Genomic DNA, 25,967 nt, shown 5'->3' with positions numbered 1-25,967 from the left:
TATTAATCAAGTTGGAGCTGCGTCTGCCGCGCGATGCTCCCCCATTTGGCAAAGTCTTCGCGGCTGCGCCTTTCGGACTCCTGCGGCGTGCCGGCCTCAACCCGCAGATCCATTTCCGCCAGGCGCGCTTGCATGGCTGGCGTCGTTAGCGCGGCTCGGACATCGCGCTGGATCTTCTCTGCTACTGCGACAGGCAAGCTTGCGGGTGCCATCAGGGTTTCGAAGAAGGTCGCGTCGAAGCCGGCATAGCCGCTCTCCGCCACTGTCGGCACCGCAGGCAACAAGACCGAGCGTTCCTTGCTGGAGACAGCTAACGCCAGCAGCCGATTGCTTTGCACATGCGGCAAAACCACGGAGGAGACGATAAAGCCGCAGCCCACGTGGCCTGCCAACACGTCCTGCGCGGCCGGCCCAGGCCCCCTGTAGGGAACATGCGTCTGCTTCGTGCCGGTAGCCGCCAGCAACATTTCCATGGCCATGTGGCTGGGTGTTCCGGGTCCGCCGGAAGCGTACGTGGTCGAGGAAGGAAGCTGAGTGAACTTCGCAAGCGTGTTCACCCCGGTAGCCGGATTGCACACCAGCATCTGGTTAAAGCTTGCAAAGTAGGTCACGGGTTTGAGCGATTGCCGAGGGTCGAAGCTGAGCTTCTTGTACAAGTGCGGATTGATCGTGAGTACAGTGTCCGGGCCAACCAAGAGGGTGTGCTCATCCTTGGCTTGGGCAACCTCCCCTGCGGCGATATTGCCACCAGCCCCGGGCTTGTTGTCAACAACAACGGGTTGCTTCCACGCCGCCTGCAATGCCGGCTGGATGAGCCGGGCGATTACGTCGCCCGGTGTACCCGGGGGGAAGGATGCCACCATGCGCACAGGTTTTGTCGGCCAGGTCTGGGCATGTACCGGCCCAAACAGCGCCAAGGCTGCGGCAATGACCGGTAGCGGGAACAACTGGCGGAATGCTGCTTTCATCCAAGTCTCCTTTGTGGTGTTTTCATCGACCTGTGACGCGCATCAGAACGGTCTGCGCTTCGTCCGCCGTCGTTCCGCGCCAGGCGACGATCTGGTCCGGACGGATCAGCGCCAGGGGTGCCTCGTACAACTCACTCAGCGACGTCTGCGGCAGCCGCACTACACGCAAGTCCACTGAAAGCGCCTGGGCAGCGACTTCGAAAGCATCCGTGGAAGGCACGTCTGGCCCCAGTACAAGCAAGGTCCACTCACTGTGGAATTTGTCGAAAAGTGAATGTCCATCGTCCAGCCATGCATGTGGCGGGCGTCCGCCCGGGCTCGCGGTAGCGGTGTACGTATTGGGCTCATCAGGCGGAAGTTCCGCGCCGTCGCCGACAATAATGGGCGATCCGTCGTAACGCCCTCCGAACGTCACGCCCGGAATGTTGAATTCGAGCCGGGCGTGCTGATTGAAGTACTCGGCGGCCAGCTCACGCTCGGCCTGGCCTCGCTCCGAGGTCTCATCGAGCTCCGATTTGGCGGTAAACAAACCCACCGAATCAGCGAATCGCCGCGCATAGCCAGTGTTGCGCTCGGCAAGTGGCTTGCGTTCGGCCGCGTAGCTGTCCAACAGCTGTGCAGGTGCTTGTCCACGTACCACGCTGGCGAGCTTCCAGCCCAGGTTCACCGCATCCTCGATGGCGGTGTTGTATCCCAGGCCACCCGTCGGCGTAAACAGGTGGGCCGCATCCCCCGCAATGAATACCCGCCCGCGCTGGAAATTCTTGGCAACGAGCGCATGGCCCGCCAGCCAGGTTCCCATGGAGAGAATCTCGATTGGCAGTTCGACACCAACGGCTTCAGCAAATACGCGGCGGGCATCGTCCTCGGTCCAGTTGTCGGCATCCTCACCGGGACGCAGCGCTGCGTGAAATGCATACTCGGACTTGCCATCGACCGATGCCATGAACGCTCGTCGCTGCGGATTCACCGCAACGTACATCCAGGCCTTGGGGTGTTGCAATACCGAAACAAAGGTCGGCGCACGCAGATAAACAGCGAACATTTTTCCGCCCATAAATTCCCGCTGGATACCGGTGACGCCACCCCATTCAATGCCCAACTGACGGCGAACAAAGCTTCGGGCACCGTCGGCGCCCACCAAGTACTGAGCCTTCACTTCTTGCGGCAGGTTAGCTTCGGTCGAGCGGATAGTGGCGCTCACCGTGTTTCCATCGTCAACAAAACGCTCCAACGCCCAGCCGTAACGCACTTCGGCTGATGGCCAGGCCTGTGCATGGCGGCGCAGTGCCTGCTCGACAAATTTCTGCGATACGCGGTGCGGCAATTCAGCCGCACTCCACGAGCCTGTCATGGCCTTGATCTTGACAAGCGCTTCGGCTGCGGTAGGCAGGCTGATGCGTGACAGCTCGTGTTGCGAGTAACGCGTGAAATAGGCAATATCGGTCGGATGGTCAGCGGGCAGCCCAAGCTCCCGTATTTCGTTGGCGAAACCCAAGCGCCGGAAGTGTTCCATCGTGCGGGCCTGGGTGGCGTTCGCCTGCGGGTTGAAGGCGGTGCCAGGTTTTGCATCGACCACCAGGCATCGAACGCCACGGCGGCCCAATTCATTTGCAAGCATCAGGCCACAGGGACCGCCACCTGCGATCAAAACATCGGTCTCGAGCAGGGGCGGCTGGGGTTGGCTAAACATGGGGATATCGTCTTTCATTGTGTGGGGTGAGGCTGGCCCAACATTTCTGGTACAGCTTCCGTGGTTATCAGTCGGCCTGTATTCCTCGATCACGGATAAGCTTGCCGAACCGCTTGGAGTCCTCCGCGCCCTTGCGCCCAAACTCCACAGGCTTCAGCGGCAGTGGCACGTTTCCGATCGCGACAATTCCGTCCTTCGTGGCTGCCGTGTTCAGCACACGATTGACTTCGGTATTGACGCGGTCGACCACAGCCTGTGGAGTACCTGCGGGGGCATACAGACCAAACACCGCATCGGCATCGAAGCCCTTAAGTCCCAGTTCATCCAAGGTTGGCACATCCGGTACTTGCGGTGCCCGCAAGGGACTGCCGACGGCCAACATACGCAGCTTTCCGGCCTTCACATGCTGCAACGCAATGCCGGGGTCAAACAGAAAATTGATCTGTCCCCCCAAAAGATCCGTCAAAGCCGGTGCCGCGCCGCGGTAAGGCACGTGCACGGCGAACGTACCCGTCTCGCTCTTCATCATCTCTGCAGCCAAATGCGGCGAGCTGCCGTTGCCCGGTGAGCCAAAAGAGCGTTGACCGGGATGGGCTTTCAGATCGGCAACGAGTCCCTTGAAATCCTTTACCGGACTGTCGGTGCGCACCACGAGGTAAAACGGGACACGAGCGACTGACGCTACCGGCACCAAATCCTTCGCAGGGTCAAACGGCATCTTCGGGTACAGATAGGGGTTGATCGACACCGTTCCGCCAGATGCCATAAGAAAGGTGTAGCCGTCGGCAGGAGACTTGGCGACAAAATCGGCACCCAGGTTGCCGCCTGCGCCGCCTTTGTTCTCCACAAGGACTGGCTGACCCAGCGCCTCGTGCAATGGTGGAGCGATGAGCCTGGCCAGTTGGTCGGCAGCGCCACCGGGTGCGAAGTTGACGATGATTTTGATGGGTTTCGTTGGCCAGCTCTGGGCGTTTGCGGACGAACCAGCACACACGCCAGTCGCAAGCAAAGTAGTTACCAGGAGGAGTTTCATCTTGGGTTTCTTCCGCTGTCAGAAGGGATAGTGCCGGGCAGTGGTTTGCACTGTGATCCACCGCAACTCGGTGAATGCATCGATGCCGGCCCGCCCACCAAAGCGCCCGTAGCCAGAATCTTTGACACCACCGAAAGGCATTTGTGCCTCGTCATGTACGGTGGGGCCATTGACGTGGCATATGCCCGAGTCGATGCGGTTGGCCACTTCCCATGCACGCGCGATGTCGCGCCCAAACACTGCAGCAGACAGGCCGTAAGGGTTGTCGTTGGCCACCCTTACCGCTTCATCGACACCATTGACCCGAACGATCGGCTTTACGGGACCAAAGCTCTCGTCATGGTAGATACGCATATCCGACGTTACATGGTCCAGCAAGGTCGCGGGCATCAATGTGTCCTCCGCCTTGCCGCCGCATACCAATTTGGCGCCCTTCGCAAGCGCATCGTCGATCAGCGCATTGCAGCGCTCAACCGTACTGGCATCGACCACCGACCCCAGCACCACCGGCCCCTTGCGCGGATCACCCAGCGGCAGCTTCTTCGCCTTGGCGGCGAGTCGCTCCACAAAGGCATCGGCGATCCGGTTGTCTACCACAATGCGTTCAGTGCTCATACAAATCTGGCCACTGTTGGCAAAGGCTCCAAACGCGGCACCGTTGACCGCTTCGTCGAGATCAGCGTCGTCCAAAACGATCAACGGAGCCTTGCCTCCCAGCTCCAGAATCGCCGGCTTAAGGTACTTTGCGCAAGTGGCTGCAAGTAGCTTGCCAACGCGCGTTGATCCCGTGAAGTTCACGCGGCGCAGCGCTGGATGGGCGACGATGGCCTCGACCACAGCGGGTGCATCGGCAGGGGCATTGGTAATGAAGTTGACGACGCCGGGCGGAAACCCCGCATCCTTGAACACTTCAACGATCAGGCCATGGGTCGCCGGGCTGAGCTCGGAACCCTTGAACACCACGGTGTTCCCACAGGCCAAGGCCGTCGCGATGGCGCGCACGCCCAGGATCACTGGCGCATTCCAGGGTGCGATGCCCAGCACCACTCCAGCCGGCCGGCGCACTGCCAGCGCCAGGCTGCCGGGTACGTCCGAGGGAATGACTTCACCGCTGATCTGGGTGGTGATACCCGCTGCTTCCTGCAGCATGCCCACGGCCAGATGCACGTTGAAGCCTGCCCAGGGTGCGGCCGCGCCGGTTTCCGCCGCCATCGATGTAATCAGTTCATTCGCCTTCACCTCCAGGGCATGTGCCGCTTTGAGTAGCAAGGCGCGGCGCTCGCCAGGGCCGGTGCGCGACCAAGCCACGAAGGCTGCGGCTGCCGCGTCGACCGCCGCGACTGCATCGGCTACCGTCGCCGCTGGCGCGGTGGTCGCCACCGTACCGTCGAGCGGATTACGGCGATCGAAAGTAGCTCCGTTGCTGGCCTGCCGGGCCTCGCCATTGATCAGCATGGATATTTTGCGCATGGGTTGTCTCCTGGGTATTTGGAATAAGGTATGTCAAGCTACTTCGACTTCGATCAACATCGGCTCAGCGGACTGCAGGGCTTGCTCAAGCGCCGGGCGCAACTGGTCAGCACGCTCGACACGAAGTCCGCGAACTCCTTGCGCTGCAGCCAATCCGACGAAGTCGAGATCCGGCAGCTCAGTGCCCGGCACAGGTTCATCGGGCCGGTAGCCAAAGATCCGCGCGAACTCGTGCAGTGCCGCATATCGGCGGTTCTTCAGAATCACCACGGCCACGGGCAGAGCAAGCTGCGCAGCACTCCAAAGTGCTTGAATTGCGTACATCGCCGATCCATCGCCCACCAGCGCGATGACGCGCCTGCCCGGTTTACCCATGGCAACGCCGGCCGCTGCAGGCAGGCCCCAGCCCAGGCCGCCGCTGCACATGGTGTAGAAGGTTTCCGACTCGAAGATCGGCAAATGGGCATGCATGATCGGCCGCGCACTGGGCGCCTCTTCGACAATGATGCTATCGCGCGGACGGACTTCATTGAGAGTCTGCAGTACCCAGGCGACTGGCAGGCGATCGGCCGGTAAAGGCTCTGGCAGGCGCACAGGTCGCACATGCGGCGCCGGTGCAGGTCGAGGTGGTGGTGCGGAGCGGTCCAGCAGATCCAGTAAACCCAGCCGGATACTACCAACCACCGAGGTGCCCGTCGGCGCCCAGGCGGCAACCTGGGGGTCCTCGGTCAACTGCACCAGTTTGCTCCCATGGGGCAGGTGCGGTCCCTTGCGTTCGACGTGGTAAGTGAACGCTGGCGCCCCGAGTGCGAACACCAGGTCGTGGCCAGACAGCTGCGCAACAATCCGGTCACGCATCGCTGGCAGGAAGCCCGCCCACAACGGATGGTCTTCCGGGAAGCTGCAACGCCCAGACATCGGCGCGACATAAACACGTGCGTTGTGCCGCTCGGCCAACTGTATCGCCTCGCTCCATGCACCGTCGCGATCCACCGACGCGCCGACCACGATGGCGGGTGTGCGGGCCGCGTCCAGTGCATCGCCTATTTTGGCGAGCAAGCCCGGTTCCGGGCGCAAGTAGCGGCTGACCTCCCGTGCGTCAACGGGTAGCGTCTTTACATCCCAGTCGTCTGAGGGTACCGACACCAACACCGGCCCGCACGGTGGGGTCATGGCGATGTAGTAGGCACGCGCAATCGCCAGCGGCACGTCCTCGGCACGTGCGGGCTCCACGCTCCACTTCACATACGGCTTCGGAAGTTCGGGGGCCTGCGCAGATCCGAGAAAGGGGTCGAAAGGCAGGATCGAACGCGCCTGTTGGCCAGCAGTGATTACCAGCGGCGTGCGATTGCGAAAAGCCGTGAATATGTTCCCCATCGCGTGACCGACGCCTGCGGCCGAATGCAGATTCACAAAAGCCGCGTTGCGCGTGGCCTGCGCGTAGCCATCGGCCATGCCCAGCACCACGCATTCCTGAAGGGCCAAGACGTAATGGAAGTCGTCCGGGAAGTCCATGAACATGGGAAGCTCGGTCGAGCCAGGGTTTCCAAAAACGGACGTCATGCCAAACGCCCGCAGCAATCTGAAGACAGCCTCTCGAACCGTAATCTGCTCCGTCACCTCGTCCTCGCATGCCGCAGCAGACCCAACACATTGATCCATCGATTTCTCCCACTTGAAAGAAAGGAGTCTCGCAAGGACAATTACATGCGTCAATGCAATAAACCGTACATCGTAAAATTCATAAAATGAATACCGACCAACTCGATATGAATCTACTTAGGCTGTTCGAAGCTGTCTATCGGCTGGGCAGCGTCAGCCGCGCAGCAGACGCCGTAGGACTCTCGCAACCCGCTGCCAGCCAGGGCTTAACACGACTCAGACTCGCACTTGGTGACGCACTGTTCGTCCGTGCCGGAGGAAGCATGCGTCCGACGCTGCGCGCCGAGCGGCTGGCCAGTGTGGTTCAGCCAGCAATTGCGGCTATCCAGGATGTGCTCAGGGAGGACGATGCATTCAATCCGTCCCGCTCAACCATGACGCTGCGGCTGCACATGAGCGACATCGGAGAAGCCCGACTGCTGCCTGAATTGATTGCCGCGCTGCACCGAGACGCGCCAGGCATGCGCGTGCAGACGGCACCGCTGGCGCACACCCAGATCGCGGACGCACTGGAGACCGGTTCCATCCACTTTGCATTGGGTTTCCTGCCCTCGGTCAGAGGGACTGAGCGGATTGAGCTGCTGAGTGACCGCTATGTGGTTCTGGTGCGTGCCGGACATCCACTGCTCGCAGCGAAGCAAGAACCTGGTGCGGTGCAGGACCTGCATCAGCTCGAGTTCGTCGCGGTGCGCTCGCACGCCGAGACCTTCCGCATCCTGCAAGAGCTCGGGCTGGACAGCAGATTGGTGGTGACGTCCGAACATTTTCTGGCACTGCCCGCCATCATTGAACGGACAGACCTTGCGGTCGTGATGCCACGCGCTATTGCGCTGAGGTTCACCCATACCGAGCGCTACGCGCTGCTGTCGAACATCTTGCCGCGCAGCAAGTTCACTGTGTCACTGCACTGGAGCCCGCGCTTCAATCTCGACCCAGCCCATCAATGGATGCGGCGCCTGTTTGTGGAGCTCTTTACAAAGAGCGGGTCGGCGTCGGAGTCATAGGCATTTTCTGGACGGACGATGGTCCGGCAAACCTTCGGGTGTAAATCGATGCCGAGTGGATCTTGCCTTAAACCCGCTCAATGATCATCGCAATTCCCTGCCCCACGCCAATGCACATGGTGCACAGTGCATAGCGCCCACCTGTTGCATGCAGGCGGTTGATGGCGGTAGTGGCCAGGCGTGCGCCGCTGGCACCCAGTGGATGGCCCAGGGCGATGGCACCACCCCAGGCGTTAACCCGTTCGTCGTCATCGCGCAGGCCTAACTGGCGCAGTACCGCCAGGCCCTGCGCGGCAAATGCCTCGTTCAGTTCGATCACATCCAGCTGCGCCAGCGTCAGGCCGGTAAGGGCCAGCACTTTTTCGGTGGCCGGTGCCGGGCCGATGCCCATGATGCGCGGGGCCACACCGGCCGTGGCCATGCCCAGCACACGGGCGCGTGGTGTCAGGCCGTGTTTGGCGGCGTTGGTTTCATCGGCCAGCAGCAGCGCGCAGGCGCCATCGTTGACGCCCGAGGCATTGCCTGCCGTGACCGTGCCGCCGGGACGCACCACAGGTTTTAGCTTAGCCAGTGTCTCCGTGCTGGTGGCACGCGGATGCTCGTCGGTGTCCACCACCATGGCATCGCCCTTTTTCTGCGGGATGCTCACGGCGGTGATCTCGCGCGCTAGATGTCCGGCCTTTTGTGCGGCCACGGCGCGCAACTGGCTGTGAAGGGCCATGGTGTCCTGGTCTTCGCGGCTGATCTGAAAGTCGGTCGCGACGTTTTCTGCGGTTTCGGGCATGGAGTCCACGCCGTACTGTTCCTTCATCAGCTTGTTGACAAAGCGCCAGCCGATGGTGGTGTCGTGCACCGCGTTGCTGCGGCTGAAGGCGGACTCGGCCTTGGGCATGACGAAGGGCGCGCGGCTCATGCTTTCCACGCCGCCCGCTATCATTAATGTAGCTTCTCCCGATTTAATGGCGCGCGCTGCAGTGCCTAAGGCATCCAAACCCGAGCCGCACAGGCGGTTCACGGTAGAGCCGGGCACCACCAGCGGCAGGCCGGCCAGCAGCGCGCTCATGCGGGCCACGTTGCGGTTGTCTTCACCGGCCTGGTTGGCACAGCCGTAGATGACATCGGTGATGGCTGCCCAATCGACGTTCGGGTTGCGCGCCATCAATGCCCGCAGGGGAATGGCGCCGAGGTCGTCGGCGCGCACGCCGCTCAGGGCGCCGCCGTAGCGGCCAAAGGGGGTACGAATCGCGTCACAAATAAAGGCTTGGTTCATGGGGCTCTCGATACGGGTTTTTCTACAGCGGTATTCAAGCCTGGATGGGCAGACCCACCAGACGCTCCAACTCGGCGTGCTCCAGCCCGTCCACCTTGTCGACGAGCTTGAGGCCTTGTGGTGTGCATTCCAGGGTGGCCAGGTCGGAGTAGATGCGCTTGACGCAGGCGATACCGGTAAGCGGATAGCTGCAGACCTCGACCACCTTGCTCTCGCCCTTCTTGGTCAGCAAGTCCATCATCACCCAGGTCTGCTTGGCGCCGATGGCCAGATCCATGGCCCCGCCCACGGCGGGAATGGAGCCGGGCTCTCCGGTGCTCCAGTTGGCCAGGTCACCAGTAGCCGATACCTGGAACGCGCCCAGAACGCAAATGTCCAGATGGCCGCCGCGCATCATGGCGAAACTGTCGGCATGGTGGAAAAACGCACCTCCAGGAAGCAGCGTCACCGGCTGCTTGCCCGCATTGATCAGGTCGTAGTCTTCCTCGCCCGCGGCGGGGGCCGGCCCCATGCCGAGGATGCCGTTTTCGCTGTGCAGCACCACTTCCATATGGGCCGGGATGTGGTTGGCCACCAGGGTGGGCTGGCCTATGCCCAGATTCACGTAAGCACCGTCGTGGATGTCCTGCGCGACGCGCTGGGCGAGTTGGTTTTTGCTGCGTTTTTGATAGCTATTCATGGCGTACTTACCGCTTATGCTGCGCGTTTGAAGCCACCAGCCTGGGTGGCTACGTGGTGGATCTGGACGATCTTGGATACGTGGATGCCGGGTGTGACGATGGTCTCGGGGTCCAGCAAGCCCAGTTCCACGATGGAATGCACGGTGGCCACGGTGCGCTTGGCGGCAGTGGCCATCACGGGGCCAAAGTTACGTGCCGCCTTGCGGTAGACCAGGTTGCCCCAGCGGTCGCCGCTCTCAGCTTTGATCAACGCCACATCACCGTAGATGGGGTATTCCAGTACATAGGATTTGCCGTTGATGAAGCGCGTTTCCTTTTGGCATCCGTCTACGTCCCGGGCCAGTTCGGTTCCAAACCCTGTAGGGGTAAAGAATGCTCCGACACCTGCGCCAGCGGCCCGCAGGCGCTCGGCTAAATTGCCTTGCGGCACCAGTTCCAGTTCAATCTGGCCATTGCGGTATAGCCCGTCAAATACCTGGCTATCGGCCTGGCGCGGAAAGCTACAGATGATTTTGCGTACCCGTCCGGCCTTGAGCAGCGCGGCCAGCCCAGTCTCGCCGTTACCCGCGTTGTTGTTGACCACGGTCAGGTTGCGGGCGCCTTGGTCAATGAGACCGTCAATGAGTTCGTTGGGAATGCCGGCGGTGCCGAAGCCACCGATCAGCACCGTGGCCCCGTCCTGGATACCAGACAATGCCTCGGCGACCGAGGCGGCGATTTTGTTGATCACACGCGCACTCCTGCAATGGTTTCCGCAAAGGGGTGCGGCATTCCGTTGTTCGATATAAGAACAAATGTTCGTATAATGAATTTTAAAAGATTTAACTGACCATGGCAAATTCCGCAGTCCGGCCGGAAAGCGCACCCGCGCCCGGCGACAACTACGTGCAATCCTTCGCCCGCGGGCTGGAGGTGATCCGTTCCTTTAATGCACAGGCCCAGCAACAAACCCTGAGCGAGGTGGCGGCAAGCACCGGTCTGACCCGCGCCGGAGCACGCCGCATCCTGCTGACCCTGCAAACCCTGGGCTATGTGGACGGCGACGGCAAGTACTTCCACCTCACACCGCGCATTCTGGAGTTGGGCTTTGCCTATCTGTCGTCCTTGCCCATCTGGAACCTGGCCGAACCGGTGATGGAGCGCCTGGCTGACCAGGTCAAAGAGTCGTGCTCCGCGGCCGTGCTAGACCGCAGCGACATCGTCTACGTGCTGCGTGTGCATACCCACAAAATCATGTCGCTGAATCTGGGTGTGGGTTCGCGCCTGCCGGCTTACTGCACTTCCCTGGGGCGGATGCTGCTGGCGGGCTTGTCGGATGCCGAGGTGGAAGATCATTTGCATGCCAGTGATTTGGAGGCACGCACCCGCCACACCTTGACTGATCCGGCAGAGCTGCTGCGGCAGGTGCAGAAGGTGCGCGCCCAGGGCTGGTGCCTGGTGGACCAGGAGCTGGAAGAGGGGCTGATCTCGGTAGCCGCGCCGGTGTTCAACCGGGCCGGTGCGACGGTGGCGGCGTTGAACATTTCCGGCCAGGCTAACCGCAGCAGTGCCGAGACTATGCAGCAAACTATGCTGCCGGCCTTGCGCGAGGCAGCAAATGCCATCTCCATGATGCTGCGCTCCAGCGGGGGGCGTTGATGACACTGCTGATGGGGCTGTGCAGTGTCGACGCGCTTAATTTAGGTCGCGCCTGTGTATTTTTGGGGCTCTTAGATGAGCAGCGCGCTAAATATTTGTACTGGCGTTAGTCAAGCCGTCCATTTTTTCGAGGTCAAGCCGTTTGAATCGATTCACCATGAATTCGCTGAACACCCGAATTTTGGCGGGCTGATTTCTGCGACTTTGGTAAGCCAGGTTCACCGTTAAGCGAGGTAAATCCCAGTCAGTTAACACCGGCACCAAGCGGCCTGCGGTAATGTCGCCATGGACGATATAGAGCGGCTGAATCAGAATGCCATGGCCGGCAAGTGCCGCAGAACAAATGACCTGTCCCTCGTTCGATTGCAACATGCTTTGGATCGCGATGGACCGGTTTTCTCTGCCGCGGCTGAAGTTCAGTGTGAACGGATGGTTGGCCAGGTTGTAGACGAGCATCCGATGGTCGGCAAGATCCTCGGGTACCAGCGGTCTGGGATGGCTGGCGAGGTAGCCAGGGGAGGCAGCCAGCACGCGCGTGGTTTCAACCAGGCGACGCGCCGTAATACCGGAGTCGGCTTCATGCTCCCGCGTGCGAATGGCCACGTCAATGCCTGCCTCTATGAAATCCGGGTACCGATTCGCTGCCACAATTTCCACAGCCAAGTTGGGGTAGCGCAGGTTGAACTCGGGCAAACACGGGGCGATGTGCAGCATTGCGAATGACACGGAGCTGGTCACCCGTAGCGTGCCTTTCGGATCAACCACCGACTCGTTCAGCGAGGCCTCTGCCTCTGCCACTTCCCCCAGTATCGCCAGGCAGCTCTGGTGATAACGCCGCCCTGCTTCAGTCAACCACTGCCGCCGTGTTGTGCGCTCAATGAGACGGACACCGAGCCGGTCCTCCAACGAGGTCAGGTAGCGACTAGCCGCGGGATTCGAAATCCCCAATTTCTCGCCAGCTCGGCCAATGCTGCCCAGTTCGACGATCTGGATGAAAAGCTCCATCTGAGTGAGGCGGTCTATTCCCATGCTGATTCTTCCACTTGTCGGAAAAGAGTTTTCCTGATTTTCTGTTTATCTTCTATGGGTGGAAGTTTAGGATGATCAGAAGGCGGCGGTATACGGCGCCCTCAAAACAATACGGAGACCGCGCTATGCGCAACATCGCTGAAGATACGATCACCTTCATGACCAGCCTGGTGCAACACCTGCACTCGGGCCGTTGGGCAGTAATACTTACGCAGGCCTGCATCAGGGAGACGCTGAGCGCTCGGCCGCCATCCGTAGTGAACTGCGATTTCGCCCGCCATCCTGCAAAGGCCACGCAATGATCCGCCACATCGTGATGTGGCGGCTTCGGGGGGATAGCGCTGCGGAGCGTGCTGCCGGCCGCGCGCAGGTCAAGCATGCCTTCGAAAGCTTGCGTGGCCGCATTCCGGGCTTGCTGTCGCTGGAAGTCGGTCTGGACATCAGCGGCGTTGACTACGCCTGTGACGTCGTGCTCGTCACTGACTTTGACGGCCCAAGCGCATTGGCGGCCTACGCCTCGCATCCTGAGCATCTGCGGGTGCGCGCCGAGCTCGGCGACCTTCGGGTGGCTCGGCATCAGGTCGACTACCCACTTGGCGACTAACTACCGGCTATCCGTTTTTCTATGCGGCAGGCTAAAAAAGCCATGCCCTCCACGCGCTTCTAAGCATTCAACTACATGGAGAAGACAATGACCCAAGACCTGCTGGACCGCCTCACCATACGCGACCTCATCGAGAACTGGGCCCTTTGGCGTGACGCCGGCGACTGGGAGCGCTTCGCCACCGTCTGGCACGACGATGGTGTGATGATGGCCACCTGGTTCCAAGGCCCCGCCCGCGAGTTCATCCGCGTGACACAGGAGGGCTGGGACAAGGGTGTGAGCATCCTGCACTTCCTCGGAGGCACGTCCATCGACCTGGTTGGCGACCGCGCGATTGTGCAGACCAAAATGACCATTTCGCAACGCGGCGACGTTCAAGGTGTGCTGTGCGACGTGGTGTGCACTGGCCGGTTCTATGACTTCGTCGAGAAGCGAAACGGCCGCTGGGGCCTGGTTCTGCGCCAGCCCATCTACGAAAAGGACCGCGTCGACCCTCTCGATCCAATGGCGAAGCTCCACCTCGACCAAGCTGCTATGGCAACGTTTCCCAAAGGCTATCGGCATCTAGCCTATATCCAGACGCAGATCGGCTATGCGGTCAAACTGGACATGCCGCAACTTACCGGCACTGAGGTCGAACAGCTCTATACACGCGGAGCGTCTTGGTTGGCCGGTGAGAAACTGGGAGCCTGATATCCGGCCGCAGTTGGCTGCATAGTTCGATAGAAAACATGGGCAGAACGGAGACAAGAACTGTGAAACCTATACCCGCTGAGTTCCGGCACAACCGCTGGCCGCTTCTGGGCAGCGCCATCGGCCTGGCATGCGGTGTCAACGCCTACGCGCCGGTGTCGAGCATGTTCTTACGCCAACTCGAGCGAGAGTTCGGCTGGACCAAGACCGCGGCGGCGGCCTCGCTGCTTGCGCTGCCGCTGATGGCGCTGGCGCTGCCCTTGGTGGGCGGCCTACTAGATCGTTACGGAGTCCGACGGCCAGCGTTGGCGTCGGCGATAACGCTAGCCCTTTGCTTGCTGCTGTTATCCATGATGAACGGCTCACTCAGCGTGTTCTACGGACTTTTTCTAGCAATGATGGTCTTTGGCTGCGCTACCGGTCCTATCGCTTACACACGCAACATCGCAGCCTCGTTCCAGACCCATCGCGGGTCTGCGCTAGCGCTAGCCTTGATCGGCACTTCCATGGCAGCCATGCTGTTGCCGCCGTTGCTGGCAGGGGTGATGGCACAGCGGGGCTGGCGGGGCGGTTTTCAATTGCTCGCGGTGCTTGCATTGGTCGGCGGCGGGTTGGCATTTGCCTTGATTCGCGATCCGGTGCAGCGTGGCGAGGGAACTGCCCGCCTCGAGGGACTTACGTTGCGGCAGGCAGTACGCACTACACCATTTTGGGTATTGTGCGTAGGCGTGCTTTTAATCAGCACAGCCGCGTTTGGTTTTGTGTCCCACCTGCAATCCATCGTAGAAGAGCGCGGACTTCCCGCTGGTAGCACACCACAACTCATCTCCACAATTTCATTCGCCGTATTGGTGAGCCGTCTGGTTGTGGGATCGATGCTGGATAGATTTCCGCCCCAGCGTATCGCCTCACTGGCGTTGCTTGTGGCGGCGTCGGGGTTCTCCGTGTGGTGGTTTTCCGGCGCCTCGACCGGCCTGGCCTTGGTCGCTGCGCTGCTGATCGGCACCGCCATTGGCGCCGAGCTGGATTTCCTGTCCTTCTTCTGCGCACGGCACTTCGGCGTACGGCACTACGGTCAGATCTACGGCTGTGCCTCCATTTTTTTCAACCTCGGTATCGCGTTAGGCGGATTGACGTTCGGGCTACTGCATGATGCGTCAGGCCACTATGAGAACGCAGTCGTGTTCGCAGGCGTACTGCTTGTGTTGGCAAGCGCCGCTTTCGCAAAGCTCGGGCACCACACGCATACCCCCATTGAGACCAATCAATAATGCCGTGTCCCCGACGAAGGTAACGTGCGTTGATGGATTCGCTGCGGACGCCACTCCAGGACGCATTGCAGCTTTGGACTCTGACTCTCGAATCGAAGCGGCAACAAGGTCCAGAGCATCCCAGAAATGAGACTCCCCTTGCAGGTACATGCTGCCCCTCGTTCTAACAAGCACACCTATTCCTTCACATGTTCTTGCTCGAGTCCATCAGATCATCTATCGTGTGCCGGCATTGCCTCCTTCCAAGGATAAGAAGTAACTCCCGCCCCAGCAGTCGAGATGTCGACATCCGACAGATATGGCTTTCCATCGAATCAAATCAGCCATTCTTTGATTCTGCGGGCCAGAGCCTCCCGACTGATGCCGTAGCGATCGTGTAACGTTGGCAGCGCTCCGGCATCGAGAAATGCATCTGGGAGCCCAGCCAGTTGAAAGCTCGCAGGCTGCACTCGGTGGCGCAGCAGTGCGCTGGCTACGGCCTCGCCGAGCCCACCTATGACCGAATGGTTTTCTGCAATGACCACGAGACGGTGTTTGTATTTGACCGCCTGGATGATCGCCGCCTCGTCAAGAGGTTTAATAGTGGGGCAGTGCAGCACCGCCACACTGATATTGTCGTCGCGCAATGTGTCTGCAACCTCAAGTGCCCGCATCGTCATGAACCCGCTGGAGATGACCAGCACCTCGCCGCCTTCTCGCAATACCTTGGCTTTGCCGATTTCAAAACTGTAGTCATATTCATCAAGCACAAGTGGCACGTTGCCGCGGGCCAGTCGCATGTACACCGGCCCCTTGTGCGCAGCGATCTGGGGCACGGCCTGTTCGATGTCCAGGGCGTCACAAGGATCGATGATGGTCAGTCCCGGGATACCGCGCATCATGGCCAGGTCTTCCGTCGCCTGATGGCTAGGGCCATAGCCTGTCGTTAAACCTGGCAAAGCACAACACATCTTGACATTCAGGTTTTCTTCCGCGATGACCTGGTGGATGAAGTCGTAAGCGCGGCGCGTACCAAATACTGCGTAGGTGGTCGCGAAGGGAATCAAACCCTCTTTTGCCATTCCTCCCGCAGCGGCCATCAATAGCTGCTCGGCCATGCCCATTTGATAAAAACGTTCGGGATAAGCCTGGGCAAACAAATGCAGGTCGGTGTACTTGGCTAGATCGGCCGTTATGCCGACGATGGCGGGGTTTTGAGCCGCGAGCTCAACCAGTGCCTTGCCAAATGGCGCCGCTTTGACGCGTTGCCCCTCGGTAGCGATAGAGGCGATCATTGCGGAGGTGGTTAGGCGCGGCTTTTTCTGTACTTCCATATTCATGCTTGGGCTCCTTGGTTTTGCGATTGGTCCAGGATTTCGAGTGCTTGTTGCCATTCCGGAGGGTCTACACGGATGAAATGGTTCTTCTCGCGTTTTTCGAGAAAAGGCACGCCCTTGCCCATTAACGTGTCAAACAGAATCACGCGCGGCTTGGCCTCAACCAGATTCCTCGCGTTATCAAATGCCTGCAGCACGGCCGACAGGTCGTTTCCGTCGACACGCTGCACATGCCAGCCGAATGCTTCCCATTTATCCACCAGCGGCTCGAACCCCAATACTTTGGACGAGGGCCCGTCGGCTTGTTGATTGTTGACGTCGACCAAGCAGATCAAATTGCCCAATTGATGGTGGGCCGCACCCATGGCACCTTCCCAGGTAGAGCCCTCGTCGAGTTCGCCGTCGGACATCGAGTTATAGACGAAGGCAGGATTCTTCTTTTGCCGCAGGGCCAGCGCCATGCCGACGGCTATAGGGAGCCCCTGGCCGAGCGATCCACCCGAAATTTCCATGCCAGGTGTGTAGGTAGCCATTCCTGACATGGGCAGACGGCTGTCGTCACTTCCGTAGGTGTCCAGTTCGCTTTCCTCGATGATTCCGGCTTCTATCAACGCCGCATAGAACGCGATCGCATAGTGTCCATGCGACAAAAGAAAACGGTCGCGCCCGTCCCATTCAGGTTCGCTCGGACGGTAATTGAGAGCGTGGCGGTAGGCTACTGCCAGAACATCGGCCCAACCGAGGGCTTGGCCGATGTAGCCCTGGCCTTGGACTTCACCCATGCGCAACGCGAATCTGCGAATTCGGTAGGCAGACTTATGGAGCTTTTCTTCAATATGGGACATGCGGTTTCTCCTGATTTAGGACTCAGTGGATCGTCAGCCAAGGTAGGTAGGCAAAGCCCAACAACAAGCCGACGGCGACGACGTAGAAAGGAATCAGTTCCACCACCACATCGCCAATCCGCACTTTGGCAATGGATGCAGTAATGAATAGAGTGGTACCGATAGGCGGGTGGTACAGCCCGATCGAGAGGTTCACGATCATCATGATGCCCAGCTGCACCGTATCCATACCCACTGCGGACGCGAGGGGCACAAACATCGGCGTAAGCAGCAGGACGGCTGCAGGCAGATCTATGAACATGCCAATCGCCAACATGATCAAGTTCATCGCGAGGATGATTAACCAAGGTGACTGGAGCGTCTCCGTTGCAAAACGGGTGAACAACGCCGGCAACTGCTCATAGGTCACTATCCAGCCCACGATGCTGGACGCCATAATGATCAATAACACCACACCGGTGGAAATCCCGGACTCGATTGCGGCGTGCCGCAGTTTTTGTAGCGTGAGATCACGGTACACCACCCCCGATACCAACAATGCATAGAGCGTGGACATCACGCTGACTTCGGTGGGGGTAGCGATACCGAAACGCAGAAATACGATGATCAGCACCGGCATCATCAAGGCTGGGCCTGCCTGGAGCAGTTGCTTGCTGAACGCATCCCACCGGAATGGCGTGGTGTCGCGCGGAAAATTACGCCGTCGACCCTGGATGTAGCAGACCAGCATAAAGCCGCCACACATCAAAAGACCCGGCAGAATGCCCGCTACGAACAAGGCGCCGATAGACGCGCCCGATACCAGCGCATAGATGATCATTGGAATCGATGGCGGAATCAGGATGTCGATTGTGGCCGCTGCAGCCAGGGTTCCGGCGGCAAACGGTGCCGGATAACCCAGTTTCTTCAGCCATGGAATGAGCATCGAGCCGATGGCAGATGCATCGGCAACGGCCGACCCGGAGACGCCACCGAAGATAGTGGACGACAGTACCCCCACCTGCGCCGGTCCGCCATGCACGCGGCCGATCATCATCGATAACAGATTGACTAGGCTCTGGCCGAGTCGGCCGCTGACCATCAAAGCCCCTGTCATCATAAAGAACGGAATGGCGATCAGAGGAAAGCTTTGCACCTGCGAAATCATCTGCTGGACGGCGAGGTCCACCGGAATACGTCCCATCAACAGCAGAGCACTGACCGAGGCGAGCACAAGAGCGTGGGCGATCGGAATCGACGCCAGCGCAGCAACGATGAACAGGCCGATGATGAGTGCGGTCATGACGACACTCCCACGACCGGTTCGACTTCGGCAGAAAACGCATCATGCTGTTCATCCCGCAGGATAGAGGGAATGTGACAGAGGGTCACAATAGCCAACAACGCAAATCCAGCCATCAGACAAGCGACCGTCACAGAGCCAGGTACTTGCAGGATCGGCGTGAACTCATCAGCCGATATCTCCAGCAGCGGCCATGCCGCCACGCACAAGCCAAGGTACAACGCCGCGACGACGACGGCGCCTGCAGCCAGTATCCAACGCCGCGAGGCACCTAGCTTCTGCGTGATGATGACGACAGCGATGTGCGAGCGGTGCTGGGTGGCCAACACCACGCCCGACATGATGATCCAAGGGAACAACAGTTCGGGTAGCTCCGACGCCCAGGAAAGGCTGGAGCCCATTGCATAGCGCAAGCCAACGTTGATGCTAAGAATAAGGAAAGTGACGGTAAGGGTGACATAGAGGACGGTGCGACACGACAGTCCGACAGCGCGCTGCACCAGATCGATGAAAGTGTTCAAGATATGCTCCCGCCAGCGCGACGGGTCGCGCCTGGCTGTAGGTGGATGGACGACCGGCTCAGCGGGTGGCGGCGATGACCTTCTTCAAATATGGTCCGATGGGGGTCGCGACCCATTTGTCGGTGACCGATGCGGTTGCCTTGGCGAATGCGGCCTTGTCGACGGTAGTTACTTGCACGCCCTTGGCTTTGAGTTCAGCCAGCAGCTTGTCATCGGCCTCCTGAGACATCTTGCGTTGCAGCGTCGTCGCCTCAGCAGCCGATTCCTGCACGGCCTTTCGGTCGCCCTCGGACAATCGGTCCCAACTGCGCTTACTCATCAGGAACGGTGTCATCTGGAACATATGGCTGGTCAGCGCCAGATGCTTCTGCACTTCGTACAGCTTGCTGGCGTACATGTTGACGAGCGGATTTTCCTGTCCATCCACCACACCCTGTTGCAATGCCACATACAGTTCCGCGAACTTGATTTGCTGCGCGTCAGCGCCCAAAGCCTGCATGATGTCCACCAGCACCGCGTCGGGCGGGGTGCGCATCTTCAGTCCCTTCATATCTTCAACCTTGGTGATCGGACGCTTGCCATTGGTCATGTGACGAATCCCGTTGTCCCAGTAACCCAAAACGACCATGCCTTTGGCCGCCGTCTTTTCGCTGAGTTCCTGACCTAGGGGGCCGTCAAGCAGTTGAAACGCCTGGGCTGGCGTCGAAAACATGAAGGGCATACCGTAAGCGGCATATTCCGGGACTGCGGCGGATACCGCCCCCTGCGAGTTTGCTGACATGTCGAGTGCGCCGGTGCGCAGCGCGGTCAGCATAGCCGCATCGTCACCCAACTGCGCCGACGGTGCGACCTGTACCTCGATGCGACCGGCGGTCTTGGCTTTAAGCAGATCTGCGAATTTGACCGCAGCCTCGTGGCGTGGATTGCCGGGGGCGGCACCGTGGCCCAGTGTCAGTTTGACCGCCTGCGCCCGGGCGAACCACGGGGTCAACAGGGCGGCCATAGCCAGCACTCCGGCGATGCGGTGGAAAGATTTGCGTTGCATGACTTTGTCTCCTTTGATTTTGGGGTAATGGTTGTGCGAAGCTGCCGCGGTGTCAGTGAATCAGCATGCCACCGTTGACGTCGAGCGTGATGCCTGTGCAATAGGCCGACAGTTCACTTGCCAGAAAAACACAGGCTCCGGCAATGTCATCGGCACGGCCCAGGCGGGCGAGCGGAATCGTTTCGGCAATCTCGGCTTTCTTCTCTTCGGTGAGCTTGCCCTTGATGATGTCGGTGCCGATCAAACCGGGAGCAATGCAGTTGACACGGATGTTTTCCGGGCCAAATTCGCGTGCCATCGCGCGGGCAAGACCTAGCACCCCCGCCTTGGCTGCGGAATAATGCGGTCCACCGAAAATTCCGCCGCCGCGCTGGGCAGAGACGGAGGAGATGCAAACGATAGACCCGCTTTGCTGGGTTCGCATCGCAGGAAGCACGGCTTGTGACATGTACAAAGTGCCGCGCAGACTGACGTCCAGGATTCGGTCGTAGTCGGCACCAGTGATCTCCAGTGTCTTGACCGGCTGTGTGATGCCGGCGTTATTTATCAGTGCGTCAACGCGGCCAAAGGTTTTCAGCACCTCCGCGACAGCGGCTTCGCACGATGCCTTGTCGGTCACGTCGGTCACCACGCCCAGGTGGCCATCGCCCAACTGAGTTGCAGCTTCGCCCGGCTCGGCGCGTGCCAGGTCGAGAACGGCAACGCGTGCGCCTTGTAACGCCATCAACCGCGCAGTGGCAAAACCCAGGCCGTTGATACCTGCACCACCGGTGATGATGGCAACTTTGTCTTTCAATAGCATCTCAAGAGTCTCCAGAGTGTGGGTTCCATAGTCACCGGGAGACAAATACAGCAATGCTGGGTGAAGAGGCTGATTTGGCCTCTTCAAGCAAGGGCCTTGGCTGACGCTTGGGCCTGTCTCCGGGTGTGGGGTAAATCTTCGTTGCTACAGCTCATGACATCAAGCGATGTTATTTCAGCCTAAGATGATGATCCATCACTTAACGACAGGGTTGACCCTATGGCTGCTTTCCCCCCCATCACCAACTTGCAGGCCTTTGAAGCAGTTGCGCGGCGGCGCAGTTTCGCCTTGGCGGCGGCCGAACTTCACCTTACGGCCTCGGCGGTTAGCCACCAGGTAGCACGGCTGGAGGCGCTCCTCGGTGTCCGTCTGTTTGAGCGCAGCGCACATGGAGTGCGCATCAGCGTTGCTGGCGAGTTGTATTTAGCCCGGGTTGGCGGCGCGTTGTCCGCGATCGGAGCCGCGACGGAGGATTTGCGCGAAGGGGTCAGCAACAGTCTGTATGTGCATTCGGCTCCAAGCTTCGCCAGCCTTTGGCTAATGTCGCGACTGCATGGGTTTGCGGATGCGTATCCCGATATCGCACTGAATTTGTCAGCCGCGCATACGCACAGCGATTTTGAGCTCGGTCGCTCAGACATTGATATCCGTTATGGGGTGCCCAACTGGCCCGACCTGGTGGTGGAGCCGCTGTTCGAGGAAAAAATCGTCCCTCTTGCAAGTCCTGCCTTCCTCCAGGAACACAGCCTGAAACGTCCAGAGCACTTGCTTAAAGTCAAGCTCATACAAAGCAATGTGAGCGTGGTGCAATGGTCTGACTGGTTCGCCGAGTTCACCGAGTACCGCGCACCGGAACGTTTTTCCATCCGCTTCGACCGGGCACAGATGTCACTTGACGCCGCAACACAGGGGCTTGGCGTTGCACTGGAGAGTGCAACGATAGCGGGAAGACACATTGCCGAACGTAAGCTGAGACCCGTTTTTGGACTTGAGAAAGCCATCCGGGTGAAGGCACACTTCGCGGTCTATCCGCTCCGCCATGCAAAGCGAAAGCCTGTTGAGGCATTTTTGGCATGGCTGCATGGCGAAACTGCCAAGCACTAGCTGGAGGCCTACCACTTGGGAAACGGATCGGGCAGCATGTGCCGTTGGCAGCCGCTCCTGAGCAGATTCAGCACCGCGCAGAGCACCTCTACAGGTCTTCGAGCCCGGGCCTGGGTTTCCTACGCGTGCTCTCCTGTTGCATAGATACGCGTATCGCCATCCAGGGTGATACCTATTGGGTGACGACCAGGTCAGACACCGGTCCGGCCTAGTAGTCTTCCAATGTCCGCGGCTTTGCCGGCGCCACAAGTCCCTAGGACCAAGCGACTGTGGTGCAGGCAGGTGCGGCAGCATAGTCAACGCGGGTTGGGTTCTGGCGACCGCCGCATCGAACGTGCGCCGCAATTGGGCTTGGGGTAGGACTGCATGGCTGCTGATCTCCAGCGTTGACTACGCGGCTGTTTGTCCGATTTCAAAATTGGCCATTTTTTCCAGTGCCTTCACCATGGCGGAATGGTCCCAGGCTTGGCCGCCATGGGCAGCGCAAGAATTGAACAGCTCCTGCGCGGTAGCGGTATTGGGCAAGGCCACGCCGAGCGCGCGGGCGCTGCTCAAGGCCAGGTTCAGGTCCTTCTGGTGCAGCCCGATGCGGAAGCCGGGGTTGAACGTGCGCCTAACCATGCGCTCGCCATGTACCTCCAGAATTCTGGAAGAAGCAAAGCCGCCCATCAGTGCCTGGCGCACCCGCGCCGGATCGGCGCCAGCGCGGGCGGCAAACAGCAAGGCCTCGGCCACGGCCTCGATGTTCAGCGCCACGATGATCTGGTTAGCTACCTTGGCGGTCTGGCCGTCGCCGTTGGCACCGACCAGGGTGATGTTCTTACCCATGCATTCAAACAGCGGCTTGATCCGCTCGAACACCGCGTCTGGGCCGCCGACCATGATGGACAGGGTCGCGTTCTTGGCACCGACTTCGCCCCCGGACACGGGCGCATCCAGGTAGTCGCAGCCCAGGGCATTGATTTTCTGGGCAAAGATTTTGGTGGCGATAGGCGAGATCGAACTCATATCGACCACCGCTTTGCCCGCACTCAGCCCGGCCGCCAAACCGTCCTCGGCAAACAGTACGGCTTCCACATCCGGCGTGTCGGGCACCATGGTGAAGACGATGTCGGCGCGCTCGGCCACGCCGCGGGCGCTCAGGCATTGGGTGGCACTGCTGGTGGCAATCGCGTCTGGTGTCTTGCCCCGGGTGTAGACGTATAGGTGGTGGCCTGCCTGGATCAGATGCGAGGCCATGGGCGCACCCATGGTGCCCAGGCCGATAAAACCAATTTTGAGAGAAGACGATGTCATGGCTTGAATGCTTTCGTTGGTGTGTGGTAGTGGCGGGCCCATCACTGGCCCAGTTGCTGGAGCCAGCCCAGGCCGACCTCGGTGCTGGTAGCGGGCTTGTATTCGCAGCCTATCCAGCCGGTGTAGCCCAGGGCATCGATATGCTGGAACAGCCACGGGTAGTTGATCTCGCCCGTGCCAGGCTCGTGGCGGCCCGGGTTGTCGGCCAGCTGGATGTGGCCGATGCGCGCCAACTGCTTCTGCAGGGTGTTAGCCAGTTCACCCTCCATGCGCTGTGCGTGGTAGATGTCGTACTGGATGAACAGGTTGTCGCCGCCCACCTCGTCCAGAATGGCCGCGGCCTGGTCGGTGCGGCTTAGGAAGAACCCCGGTATGTCGAAGGTGTTGATCGGCTCGATCAGCAGGCGGATGCCGGCCGCCTGGAGCCGGGCGGCCGCATATTGCAGGTTGGCGATCAGGGTGCGGTGTGCATTGGCTGGGTCTACGCCACTGGGGAGTTTTCCGACCAGGCAATTCACTTGCGGGCAGGCCAGCGTGGTGGCGTAGCTTATGGCCTGGCCAACACCGTCGCGGAACTCGGCCACCCGGTCCGGGTGGCAGGCGATGCCACGCTCGCCCGCATCCCAGTCGCCTGCGGGCAGGTTGTGCAAGACCTGCTGCAAACCGTGGGTGTGCAGCGCCTGCACCAAATCCTGCGGGCTGTAGGCATAGGGAAACAGGTATTCCACGGCGTCGAAACCTGCAGCCTTGGCGGCAGCGAAGCGATCCATGAAAGGCAGCTCGGTAAAGAGCATCGTCAAATTGGCGGCAAATTTAGGCATGGTATTTTTTACGTTTGGGGTCAGTCCAGCATGGATGCCAGAGCAGTGGGCGCATCGGCCGGCGAGCCCGCCAGGTCTTCAAACTCGACGATGTTGTCGATCTCGGTGCCCATGGCGATATTGGTCACCCGCTCCAAGATGACTTCGATCACCACCGGCACCTGGAACTCTTGCATCCAGGCCTTGGCTTGCTGGATGGCGCCGGCGATTTCTTCCTGCCGGTGCACGCGGATGGCTTTGCAGCCCAGACCTTCGACCACTTTCAGGTGGTCCACGCCGTAGCCCTGGACCAGGGGGTCGTTGTCGGTATTGATGTTGTCGAACGCGAGCTGCACGCAGTAGTCCATCTCGAAGCCGCGCTGGCTTTGCCGTATCAGCCCCAGGTAGGAGTTGTTCACGACCATGTGGATGTAGGGCAGCTTGAACTGCGCGCCCACCGCCAGCTCCTCGATCATGAACTGGAAGTCGTAGTCGCCCGACAAGGCCACCACATTGCGCGACGGGTCGGCCGCCTTCACACCCAGGGCGGCAGATATGGTCCAGCCCAGCGGCCCGGCCTGGCCGCAGTTGATCCAGTGGCGCGGCTTGTAGACGTGTAGAAACTGGGCGCCAGCAATCTGCGACAGGCCGATGGTGCTGACGTAGCAAGTGTCTTCGCCGAAAGCATTGTTCATGCACTGGTAGACGCGCTGCGGCTTCATGGGCACCGACTCGAAATTGGTCTTGCGCAGCAAGGTGCCCTTGCGCTGCTGGCAGTCGCGTACCCAGGCGCCGCGCTCGGCCAGCTTGCCTGACGCCTGCCACTCCAGCGCTACTTCAACAAACAGCTGCAGCGCCAGTTTGGCATCGGAGGCAATACCGTAGTCAGGCGAGAAGACGCGGCCGATCTGGGTGGGCTCGATGTCCACATGGATGAACTTGCGGCCTTTGCAATACACCTCGGGCGAGCCGGTATGGCGGTTGGCCCAGCGGTTGCCTATGCCCAGCACAAAGTCGGATGCCAGCATGGTGGCGTTGCCATAGCGGTGGCTGGTTTGCAGGCCGCACATGCCCGCCATCAGAGGGTGGTTGTCGGGAATGCTGCCCCAGCCCATCAAGGTAGGGATGACGGGGATGCCCGTGATCTCGGCAAATTGCACCAGCAGCTCCGAGGCATCGGCATTGATCACCCCGCCGCCTGCAACGATCAGCGGCCGTTCCGACGCGTTCAGCATAGTCAAGGCCTTTTCGATCTGCGCCCGGGTCGCGCCAGGCTTGTAGACCGGCAGCGGTGCATAGGTGTCGGGGTCGAATTCGATCTCGGCCATCTGCACGTCGAACGGCAGGTCGATCAGTACAGGACCGGGGCGGCCGGAACGCATGGTGTGGAAAGCCTGCTGGAACACGCGCGGCACCTGGGCCGGCTCGCGCACGGTCACTGACCATTTGGTGACCGGCTTAGAGATGGACTCGATATCGACCGCCTGGAAATCTTCTTTGTACAAACGGGCCCGTGGTGCCTGGCCGGTGATGCACAGAATCGGAATCGAATCCGCCTGGGCCGAGTACAGGCCGGTGATCATGTCGGTGCCCGCCGGGCCGGAGGTGCCGATGCAGACGCCGATATTGCCCGCAACTGCGCGGGTGTAGCCCTCGGCCATATGGGACGCGCCCTCTACGTGGCGGGCCAGGATGTGGGCAATGCAGCCCTGCTTGCGCAGAGCTGCATACAAGGGGTTGATGGCGGCCCCCGGCACGCCGAAGGCCTGTGTCACACCCTCTTTTTCCATCACCCAAACGGCTGCTTCTATCGCTCTCATTCTTGCCATGCACTTGCTCCTGGTGTGTTGTTGCTTTGACAGATTGAATGTAGAAACTTGCGTGCCATGGCGGAAGGTAGCGGGCGTCCATAACATATATTCCGTGGACGAATAAATAGGA

Annotated in this window: 25 protein-coding genes and 1 pseudogene; 7 read left to right on the top strand and 19 right to left on the bottom strand. The window is 60.2% G+C overall.

Annotated elements, in window-relative coordinates; all coding sequences use genetic code 11:
* Positions 1 to 2: 2 nt before the first annotated feature.
* Genes J2X19_RS19860 through mdlC form a run of 5 tightly spaced genes read right to left on the bottom strand, consistent with a single transcriptional unit; the run spans position 3 to position 6,826 of the window.
* Positions 3 to 968: a Bug family tripartite tricarboxylate transporter substrate binding protein gene (locus J2X19_RS19860; RefSeq protein WP_310375822.1), complete on the bottom strand. Its 966-nt coding sequence runs from the start codon at positions 966 to 968 to the stop codon at positions 3 to 5.
* A gap of 22 nt (positions 969 to 990) precedes the next feature.
* Positions 991 to 2,679: an FAD-dependent oxidoreductase gene (locus J2X19_RS19855; RefSeq protein ID WP_310375819.1), complete on the bottom strand. Its 1,689-nt coding sequence runs from the start codon at positions 2,677 to 2,679 to the stop codon at positions 991 to 993.
* A 49-nt stretch (positions 2,680 to 2,728) separates the two neighbouring features.
* Positions 2,729 to 3,694: a Bug family tripartite tricarboxylate transporter substrate binding protein gene (locus J2X19_RS19850; protein ID WP_310375818.1), complete on the bottom strand. Its 966-nt coding sequence runs from the start codon at positions 3,692 to 3,694 to the stop codon at positions 2,729 to 2,731.
* Between the two features lie 18 nt (positions 3,695 to 3,712).
* Positions 3,713 to 5,164 (bottom strand): aldehyde dehydrogenase, encoded by a 1,452-nt coding sequence (locus J2X19_RS19845; RefSeq protein ID WP_310375816.1) that lies wholly within the window; start codon positions 5,162 to 5,164, stop codon positions 3,713 to 3,715.
* 33 nt (positions 5,165 to 5,197) lie between these two features.
* Complete coding sequence (gene mdlC, locus J2X19_RS19840; protein ID WP_310375814.1) at positions 5,198 to 6,826, bottom strand: benzoylformate decarboxylase; 1,629 nt, start codon at positions 6,824 to 6,826, stop codon at positions 5,198 to 5,200.
* 86 nt (positions 6,827 to 6,912) lie between these two features.
* Here mdlC and J2X19_RS19835 point away from each other — a divergent pair, with 86 nt between their 5' ends.
* On the top strand, positions 6,913 to 7,830 hold the full coding sequence (locus tag J2X19_RS19835; protein ID WP_310375812.1) for a LysR family transcriptional regulator: 918 nt from the start codon (positions 6,913 to 6,915) through the stop codon (positions 7,828 to 7,830).
* A 67-nt stretch (positions 7,831 to 7,897) separates the two neighbouring features.
* Here J2X19_RS19835 and pcaF read toward each other — a convergent pair whose 3' ends face one another.
* The 3 genes from pcaF to J2X19_RS19820 are packed head-to-tail and all read right to left on the bottom strand — an operon-like array spanning position 7,898 to position 10,510.
* The gene (gene pcaF, locus J2X19_RS19830) at positions 7,898 to 9,100 is read right to left on the bottom strand and encodes a 3-oxoadipyl-CoA thiolase (protein WP_310375810.1); all 1,203 of its coding nucleotides are present in this window, start codon (positions 9,098 to 9,100) and stop codon (positions 7,898 to 7,900) included.
* A 34-nt stretch (positions 9,101 to 9,134) separates the two neighbouring features.
* Positions 9,135 to 9,779, bottom strand: coding sequence for a 3-oxoacid CoA-transferase subunit B (locus J2X19_RS19825; protein ID WP_310375808.1), 645 nt, complete (start codon positions 9,777 to 9,779; stop codon positions 9,135 to 9,137).
* Between the two features lie 14 nt (positions 9,780 to 9,793).
* The gene (locus J2X19_RS19820; protein ID WP_310375806.1) at positions 9,794 to 10,510 is read right to left on the bottom strand and encodes a 3-oxoacid CoA-transferase subunit A; all 717 of its coding nucleotides are present in this window, start codon (positions 10,508 to 10,510) and stop codon (positions 9,794 to 9,796) included.
* A 101-nt stretch (positions 10,511 to 10,611) separates the two neighbouring features.
* On the opposite strand from J2X19_RS19820, the gene J2X19_RS19815 reads away from it, so the two are divergent.
* Entirely contained in the window at positions 10,612 to 11,418 is an 807-nt protein-coding gene (locus J2X19_RS19815; protein WP_310375804.1) for an IclR family transcriptional regulator, read from the top strand.
* 87 nt (positions 11,419 to 11,505) lie between these two features.
* On the opposite strand, the gene J2X19_RS19810 is transcribed toward J2X19_RS19815, so the two are convergent.
* Positions 11,506 to 12,441, bottom strand: a complete 936-nt coding sequence (locus J2X19_RS19810) for a LysR family transcriptional regulator (RefSeq protein ID WP_310376219.1) — start codon at positions 12,439 to 12,441, stop codon at positions 11,506 to 11,508.
* 131 nt (positions 12,442 to 12,572) lie between these two features.
* Here J2X19_RS19810 and J2X19_RS19805 point away from each other — a divergent pair, with 131 nt between their 5' ends.
* The 4 genes from J2X19_RS19805 to J2X19_RS19790 all read left to right on the top strand — a co-directional run bounded on the left by J2X19_RS19805 (position 12,573) and on the right by J2X19_RS19790 (position 15,015).
* Positions 12,573 to 12,749, top strand: coding sequence for a hypothetical protein (locus J2X19_RS19805; RefSeq protein WP_310375802.1), 177 nt, complete (start codon positions 12,573 to 12,575; stop codon positions 12,747 to 12,749).
* Complete coding sequence (locus tag J2X19_RS19800; protein WP_310375800.1) at positions 12,746 to 13,051, top strand: Dabb family protein; 306 nt, start codon at positions 12,746 to 12,748, stop codon at positions 13,049 to 13,051. The genes J2X19_RS19805 and J2X19_RS19800 overlap by 4 nt, the downstream gene beginning before the upstream one ends.
* Before the next feature lie 87 nt (positions 13,052 to 13,138).
* Positions 13,139 to 13,744, top strand: a complete 606-nt coding sequence (locus J2X19_RS19795; protein ID WP_310375798.1) for a nuclear transport factor 2 family protein — start codon at positions 13,139 to 13,141, stop codon at positions 13,742 to 13,744.
* A gap of 62 nt (positions 13,745 to 13,806) precedes the next feature.
* A complete protein-coding gene (locus tag J2X19_RS19790; protein WP_310375796.1) occupies positions 13,807 to 15,015 on the top strand; it encodes an MFS transporter in 1,209 nt (402 codons plus the stop codon).
* 314 nt (positions 15,016 to 15,329) lie between these two features.
* Here J2X19_RS19790 and J2X19_RS19785 read toward each other — a convergent pair whose 3' ends face one another.
* From J2X19_RS19785 to J2X19_RS19760, 6 genes are read right to left on the bottom strand one after another with little or no spacing between them, the layout of a single operon-like run.
* Entirely contained in the window at positions 15,330 to 16,334 is a 1,005-nt protein-coding gene (locus J2X19_RS19785) for a transketolase family protein (protein WP_310375794.1), read from the bottom strand.
* Complete coding sequence (locus J2X19_RS19780; protein ID WP_310375792.1) at positions 16,331 to 17,176, bottom strand: transketolase; 846 nt, start codon at positions 17,174 to 17,176, stop codon at positions 16,331 to 16,333. Before J2X19_RS19780 ends, J2X19_RS19785 begins: the two co-directional genes overlap by 4 nt.
* A 22-nt stretch (positions 17,177 to 17,198) precedes the next feature.
* Positions 17,199 to 18,458 (bottom strand): TRAP transporter large permease, encoded by a 1,260-nt coding sequence (locus J2X19_RS19775; protein WP_310375790.1) that lies wholly within the window; start codon positions 18,456 to 18,458, stop codon positions 17,199 to 17,201.
* Entirely contained in the window at positions 18,455 to 18,979 is a 525-nt protein-coding gene (locus J2X19_RS19770; RefSeq protein WP_310375788.1) for a TRAP transporter small permease, read from the bottom strand. The genes J2X19_RS19775 and J2X19_RS19770 overlap by 4 nt, the downstream gene beginning before the upstream one ends.
* A gap of 58 nt (positions 18,980 to 19,037) precedes the next feature.
* On the bottom strand, positions 19,038 to 20,024 hold the full coding sequence (locus tag J2X19_RS19765) for a TRAP transporter substrate-binding protein (RefSeq protein ID WP_310375786.1): 987 nt from the start codon (positions 20,022 to 20,024) through the stop codon (positions 19,038 to 19,040).
* A 52-nt stretch (positions 20,025 to 20,076) separates the two neighbouring features.
* Positions 20,077 to 20,826, bottom strand: a complete 750-nt coding sequence (locus J2X19_RS19760) for an SDR family NAD(P)-dependent oxidoreductase (protein WP_310375784.1) — start codon at positions 20,824 to 20,826, stop codon at positions 20,077 to 20,079.
* A 219-nt stretch (positions 20,827 to 21,045) separates the two neighbouring features.
* Here J2X19_RS19760 and J2X19_RS19755 point away from each other — a divergent pair, with 219 nt between their 5' ends.
* Positions 21,046 to 21,930, top strand: coding sequence for a LysR substrate-binding domain-containing protein (locus J2X19_RS19755; RefSeq protein WP_310375782.1), 885 nt, complete (start codon positions 21,046 to 21,048; stop codon positions 21,928 to 21,930).
* A gap of 11 nt (positions 21,931 to 21,941) precedes the next feature.
* On the opposite strand, the pseudogene J2X19_RS19750 reads toward J2X19_RS19755, so the two are convergent.
* The 4 genes and pseudogenes from J2X19_RS19750 to gcl form a co-directional block, all read right to left on the bottom strand.
* A pseudogene (locus J2X19_RS19750) lies at positions 21,942 to 22,063 on the bottom strand (IS5/IS1182 family transposase); the annotation flags it as partial.
* 257 nt (positions 22,064 to 22,320) lie between these two features.
* Positions 22,321 to 23,226 (bottom strand): 2-hydroxy-3-oxopropionate reductase, encoded by a 906-nt coding sequence (gene glxR / locus J2X19_RS19745; RefSeq protein ID WP_310375780.1) that lies wholly within the window; start codon positions 23,224 to 23,226, stop codon positions 22,321 to 22,323.
* 41 nt (positions 23,227 to 23,267) lie between these two features.
* Complete coding sequence (gene hyi / locus J2X19_RS19740) at positions 23,268 to 24,047, bottom strand: hydroxypyruvate isomerase (RefSeq protein ID WP_310375778.1); 780 nt, start codon at positions 24,045 to 24,047, stop codon at positions 23,268 to 23,270.
* Positions 24,048 to 24,067: 20 nt separating this feature from the next.
* Positions 24,068 to 25,855, bottom strand: a complete 1,788-nt coding sequence (gene gcl / locus J2X19_RS19735; protein WP_310375776.1) for a glyoxylate carboligase — start codon at positions 25,853 to 25,855, stop codon at positions 24,068 to 24,070.
* Positions 25,856 to 25,967 lie beyond the last annotated feature (112 nt).

The sequence above is a fragment of the Rhodoferax ferrireducens genome, assembly GCF_031458075.1.
Taxonomy (GTDB): Bacteria; Pseudomonadota; Gammaproteobacteria; order Burkholderiales; family Burkholderiaceae_C; genus Rhodoferax_B; species Rhodoferax_B ferrireducens_A.
The sequence above is the reverse complement of the archived record's forward strand: the minus strand, read 5'-3'. Positions and strand labels throughout refer to the sequence as shown.

Excerpts from the sequence above, each read along its gene's own strand:
- glxR (WP_310375780.1), bottom strand. The coding sequence starts at position 23,226 with ATGACATCGTCTTCTCTCAAAATTGGTTTTATCGGCCTGGGCACCATG.
- J2X19_RS19755 (WP_310375782.1), top strand. The coding sequence starts at position 21,046 with ATGGCTGCTTTCCCCCCCATCACCAACTTGCAGGCCTTTGAAGCAGTT.
- mdlC (WP_310375814.1), bottom strand. The coding sequence starts at position 6,826 with ATGGATCAATGTGTTGGGTCTGCTGCGGCATGCGAGGACGAGGTGACG.
- J2X19_RS19795 (WP_310375798.1), top strand. The coding sequence starts at position 13,139 with ATGACCCAAGACCTGCTGGACCGCCTCACCATACGCGACCTCATCGAG.
- J2X19_RS19815 (WP_310375804.1), top strand. The coding sequence starts at position 10,612 with ATGGCAAATTCCGCAGTCCGGCCGGAAAGCGCACCCGCGCCCGGCGAC.
- J2X19_RS19775 (WP_310375790.1), bottom strand. The coding sequence starts at position 18,458 with ATGACCGCACTCATCATCGGCCTGTTCATCGTTGCTGCGCTGGCGTCG.
- J2X19_RS19845 (WP_310375816.1), bottom strand. The coding sequence starts at position 5,164 with ATGCGCAAAATATCCATGCTGATCAATGGCGAGGCCCGGCAGGCCAGC.
- J2X19_RS19805 (WP_310375802.1), top strand. The coding sequence starts at position 12,573 with ATGCGCAACATCGCTGAAGATACGATCACCTTCATGACCAGCCTGGTG.
- gcl (WP_310375776.1), bottom strand. The coding sequence starts at position 25,855 with ATGGCAAGAATGAGAGCGATAGAAGCAGCCGTTTGGGTGATGGAAAAA.
- J2X19_RS19760 (WP_310375784.1), bottom strand. The coding sequence starts at position 20,826 with ATGCTATTGAAAGACAAAGTTGCCATCATCACCGGTGGTGCAGGTATC.
- hyi (WP_310375778.1), bottom strand. The coding sequence starts at position 24,047 with ATGCCTAAATTTGCCGCCAATTTGACGATGCTCTTTACCGAGCTGCCT.
- J2X19_RS19765 (WP_310375786.1), bottom strand. The coding sequence starts at position 20,024 with ATGCAACGCAAATCTTTCCACCGCATCGCCGGAGTGCTGGCTATGGCC.
- J2X19_RS19780 (WP_310375792.1), bottom strand. The coding sequence starts at position 17,176 with ATGTCCCATATTGAAGAAAAGCTCCATAAGTCTGCCTACCGAATTCGC.
- J2X19_RS19835 (WP_310375812.1), top strand. The coding sequence starts at position 6,913 with ATGAATACCGACCAACTCGATATGAATCTACTTAGGCTGTTCGAAGCT.
- pcaF (WP_310375810.1), bottom strand. The coding sequence starts at position 9,100 with ATGAACCAAGCCTTTATTTGTGACGCGATTCGTACCCCCTTTGGCCGC.
- J2X19_RS19800 (WP_310375800.1), top strand. The coding sequence starts at position 12,746 with ATGATCCGCCACATCGTGATGTGGCGGCTTCGGGGGGATAGCGCTGCG.
- J2X19_RS19855 (WP_310375819.1), bottom strand. The coding sequence starts at position 2,679 with ATGAAAGACGATATCCCCATGTTTAGCCAACCCCAGCCGCCCCTGCTC.
- J2X19_RS19850 (WP_310375818.1), bottom strand. The coding sequence starts at position 3,694 with ATGAAACTCCTCCTGGTAACTACTTTGCTTGCGACTGGCGTGTGTGCT.
- J2X19_RS19785 (WP_310375794.1), bottom strand. The coding sequence starts at position 16,334 with ATGAATATGGAAGTACAGAAAAAGCCGCGCCTAACCACCTCCGCAATG.
- J2X19_RS19860 (WP_310375822.1), bottom strand. The coding sequence starts at position 968 with ATGAAAGCAGCATTCCGCCAGTTGTTCCCGCTACCGGTCATTGCCGCA.
- J2X19_RS19825 (WP_310375808.1), bottom strand. The coding sequence starts at position 9,779 with ATGAATAGCTATCAAAAACGCAGCAAAAACCAACTCGCCCAGCGCGTC.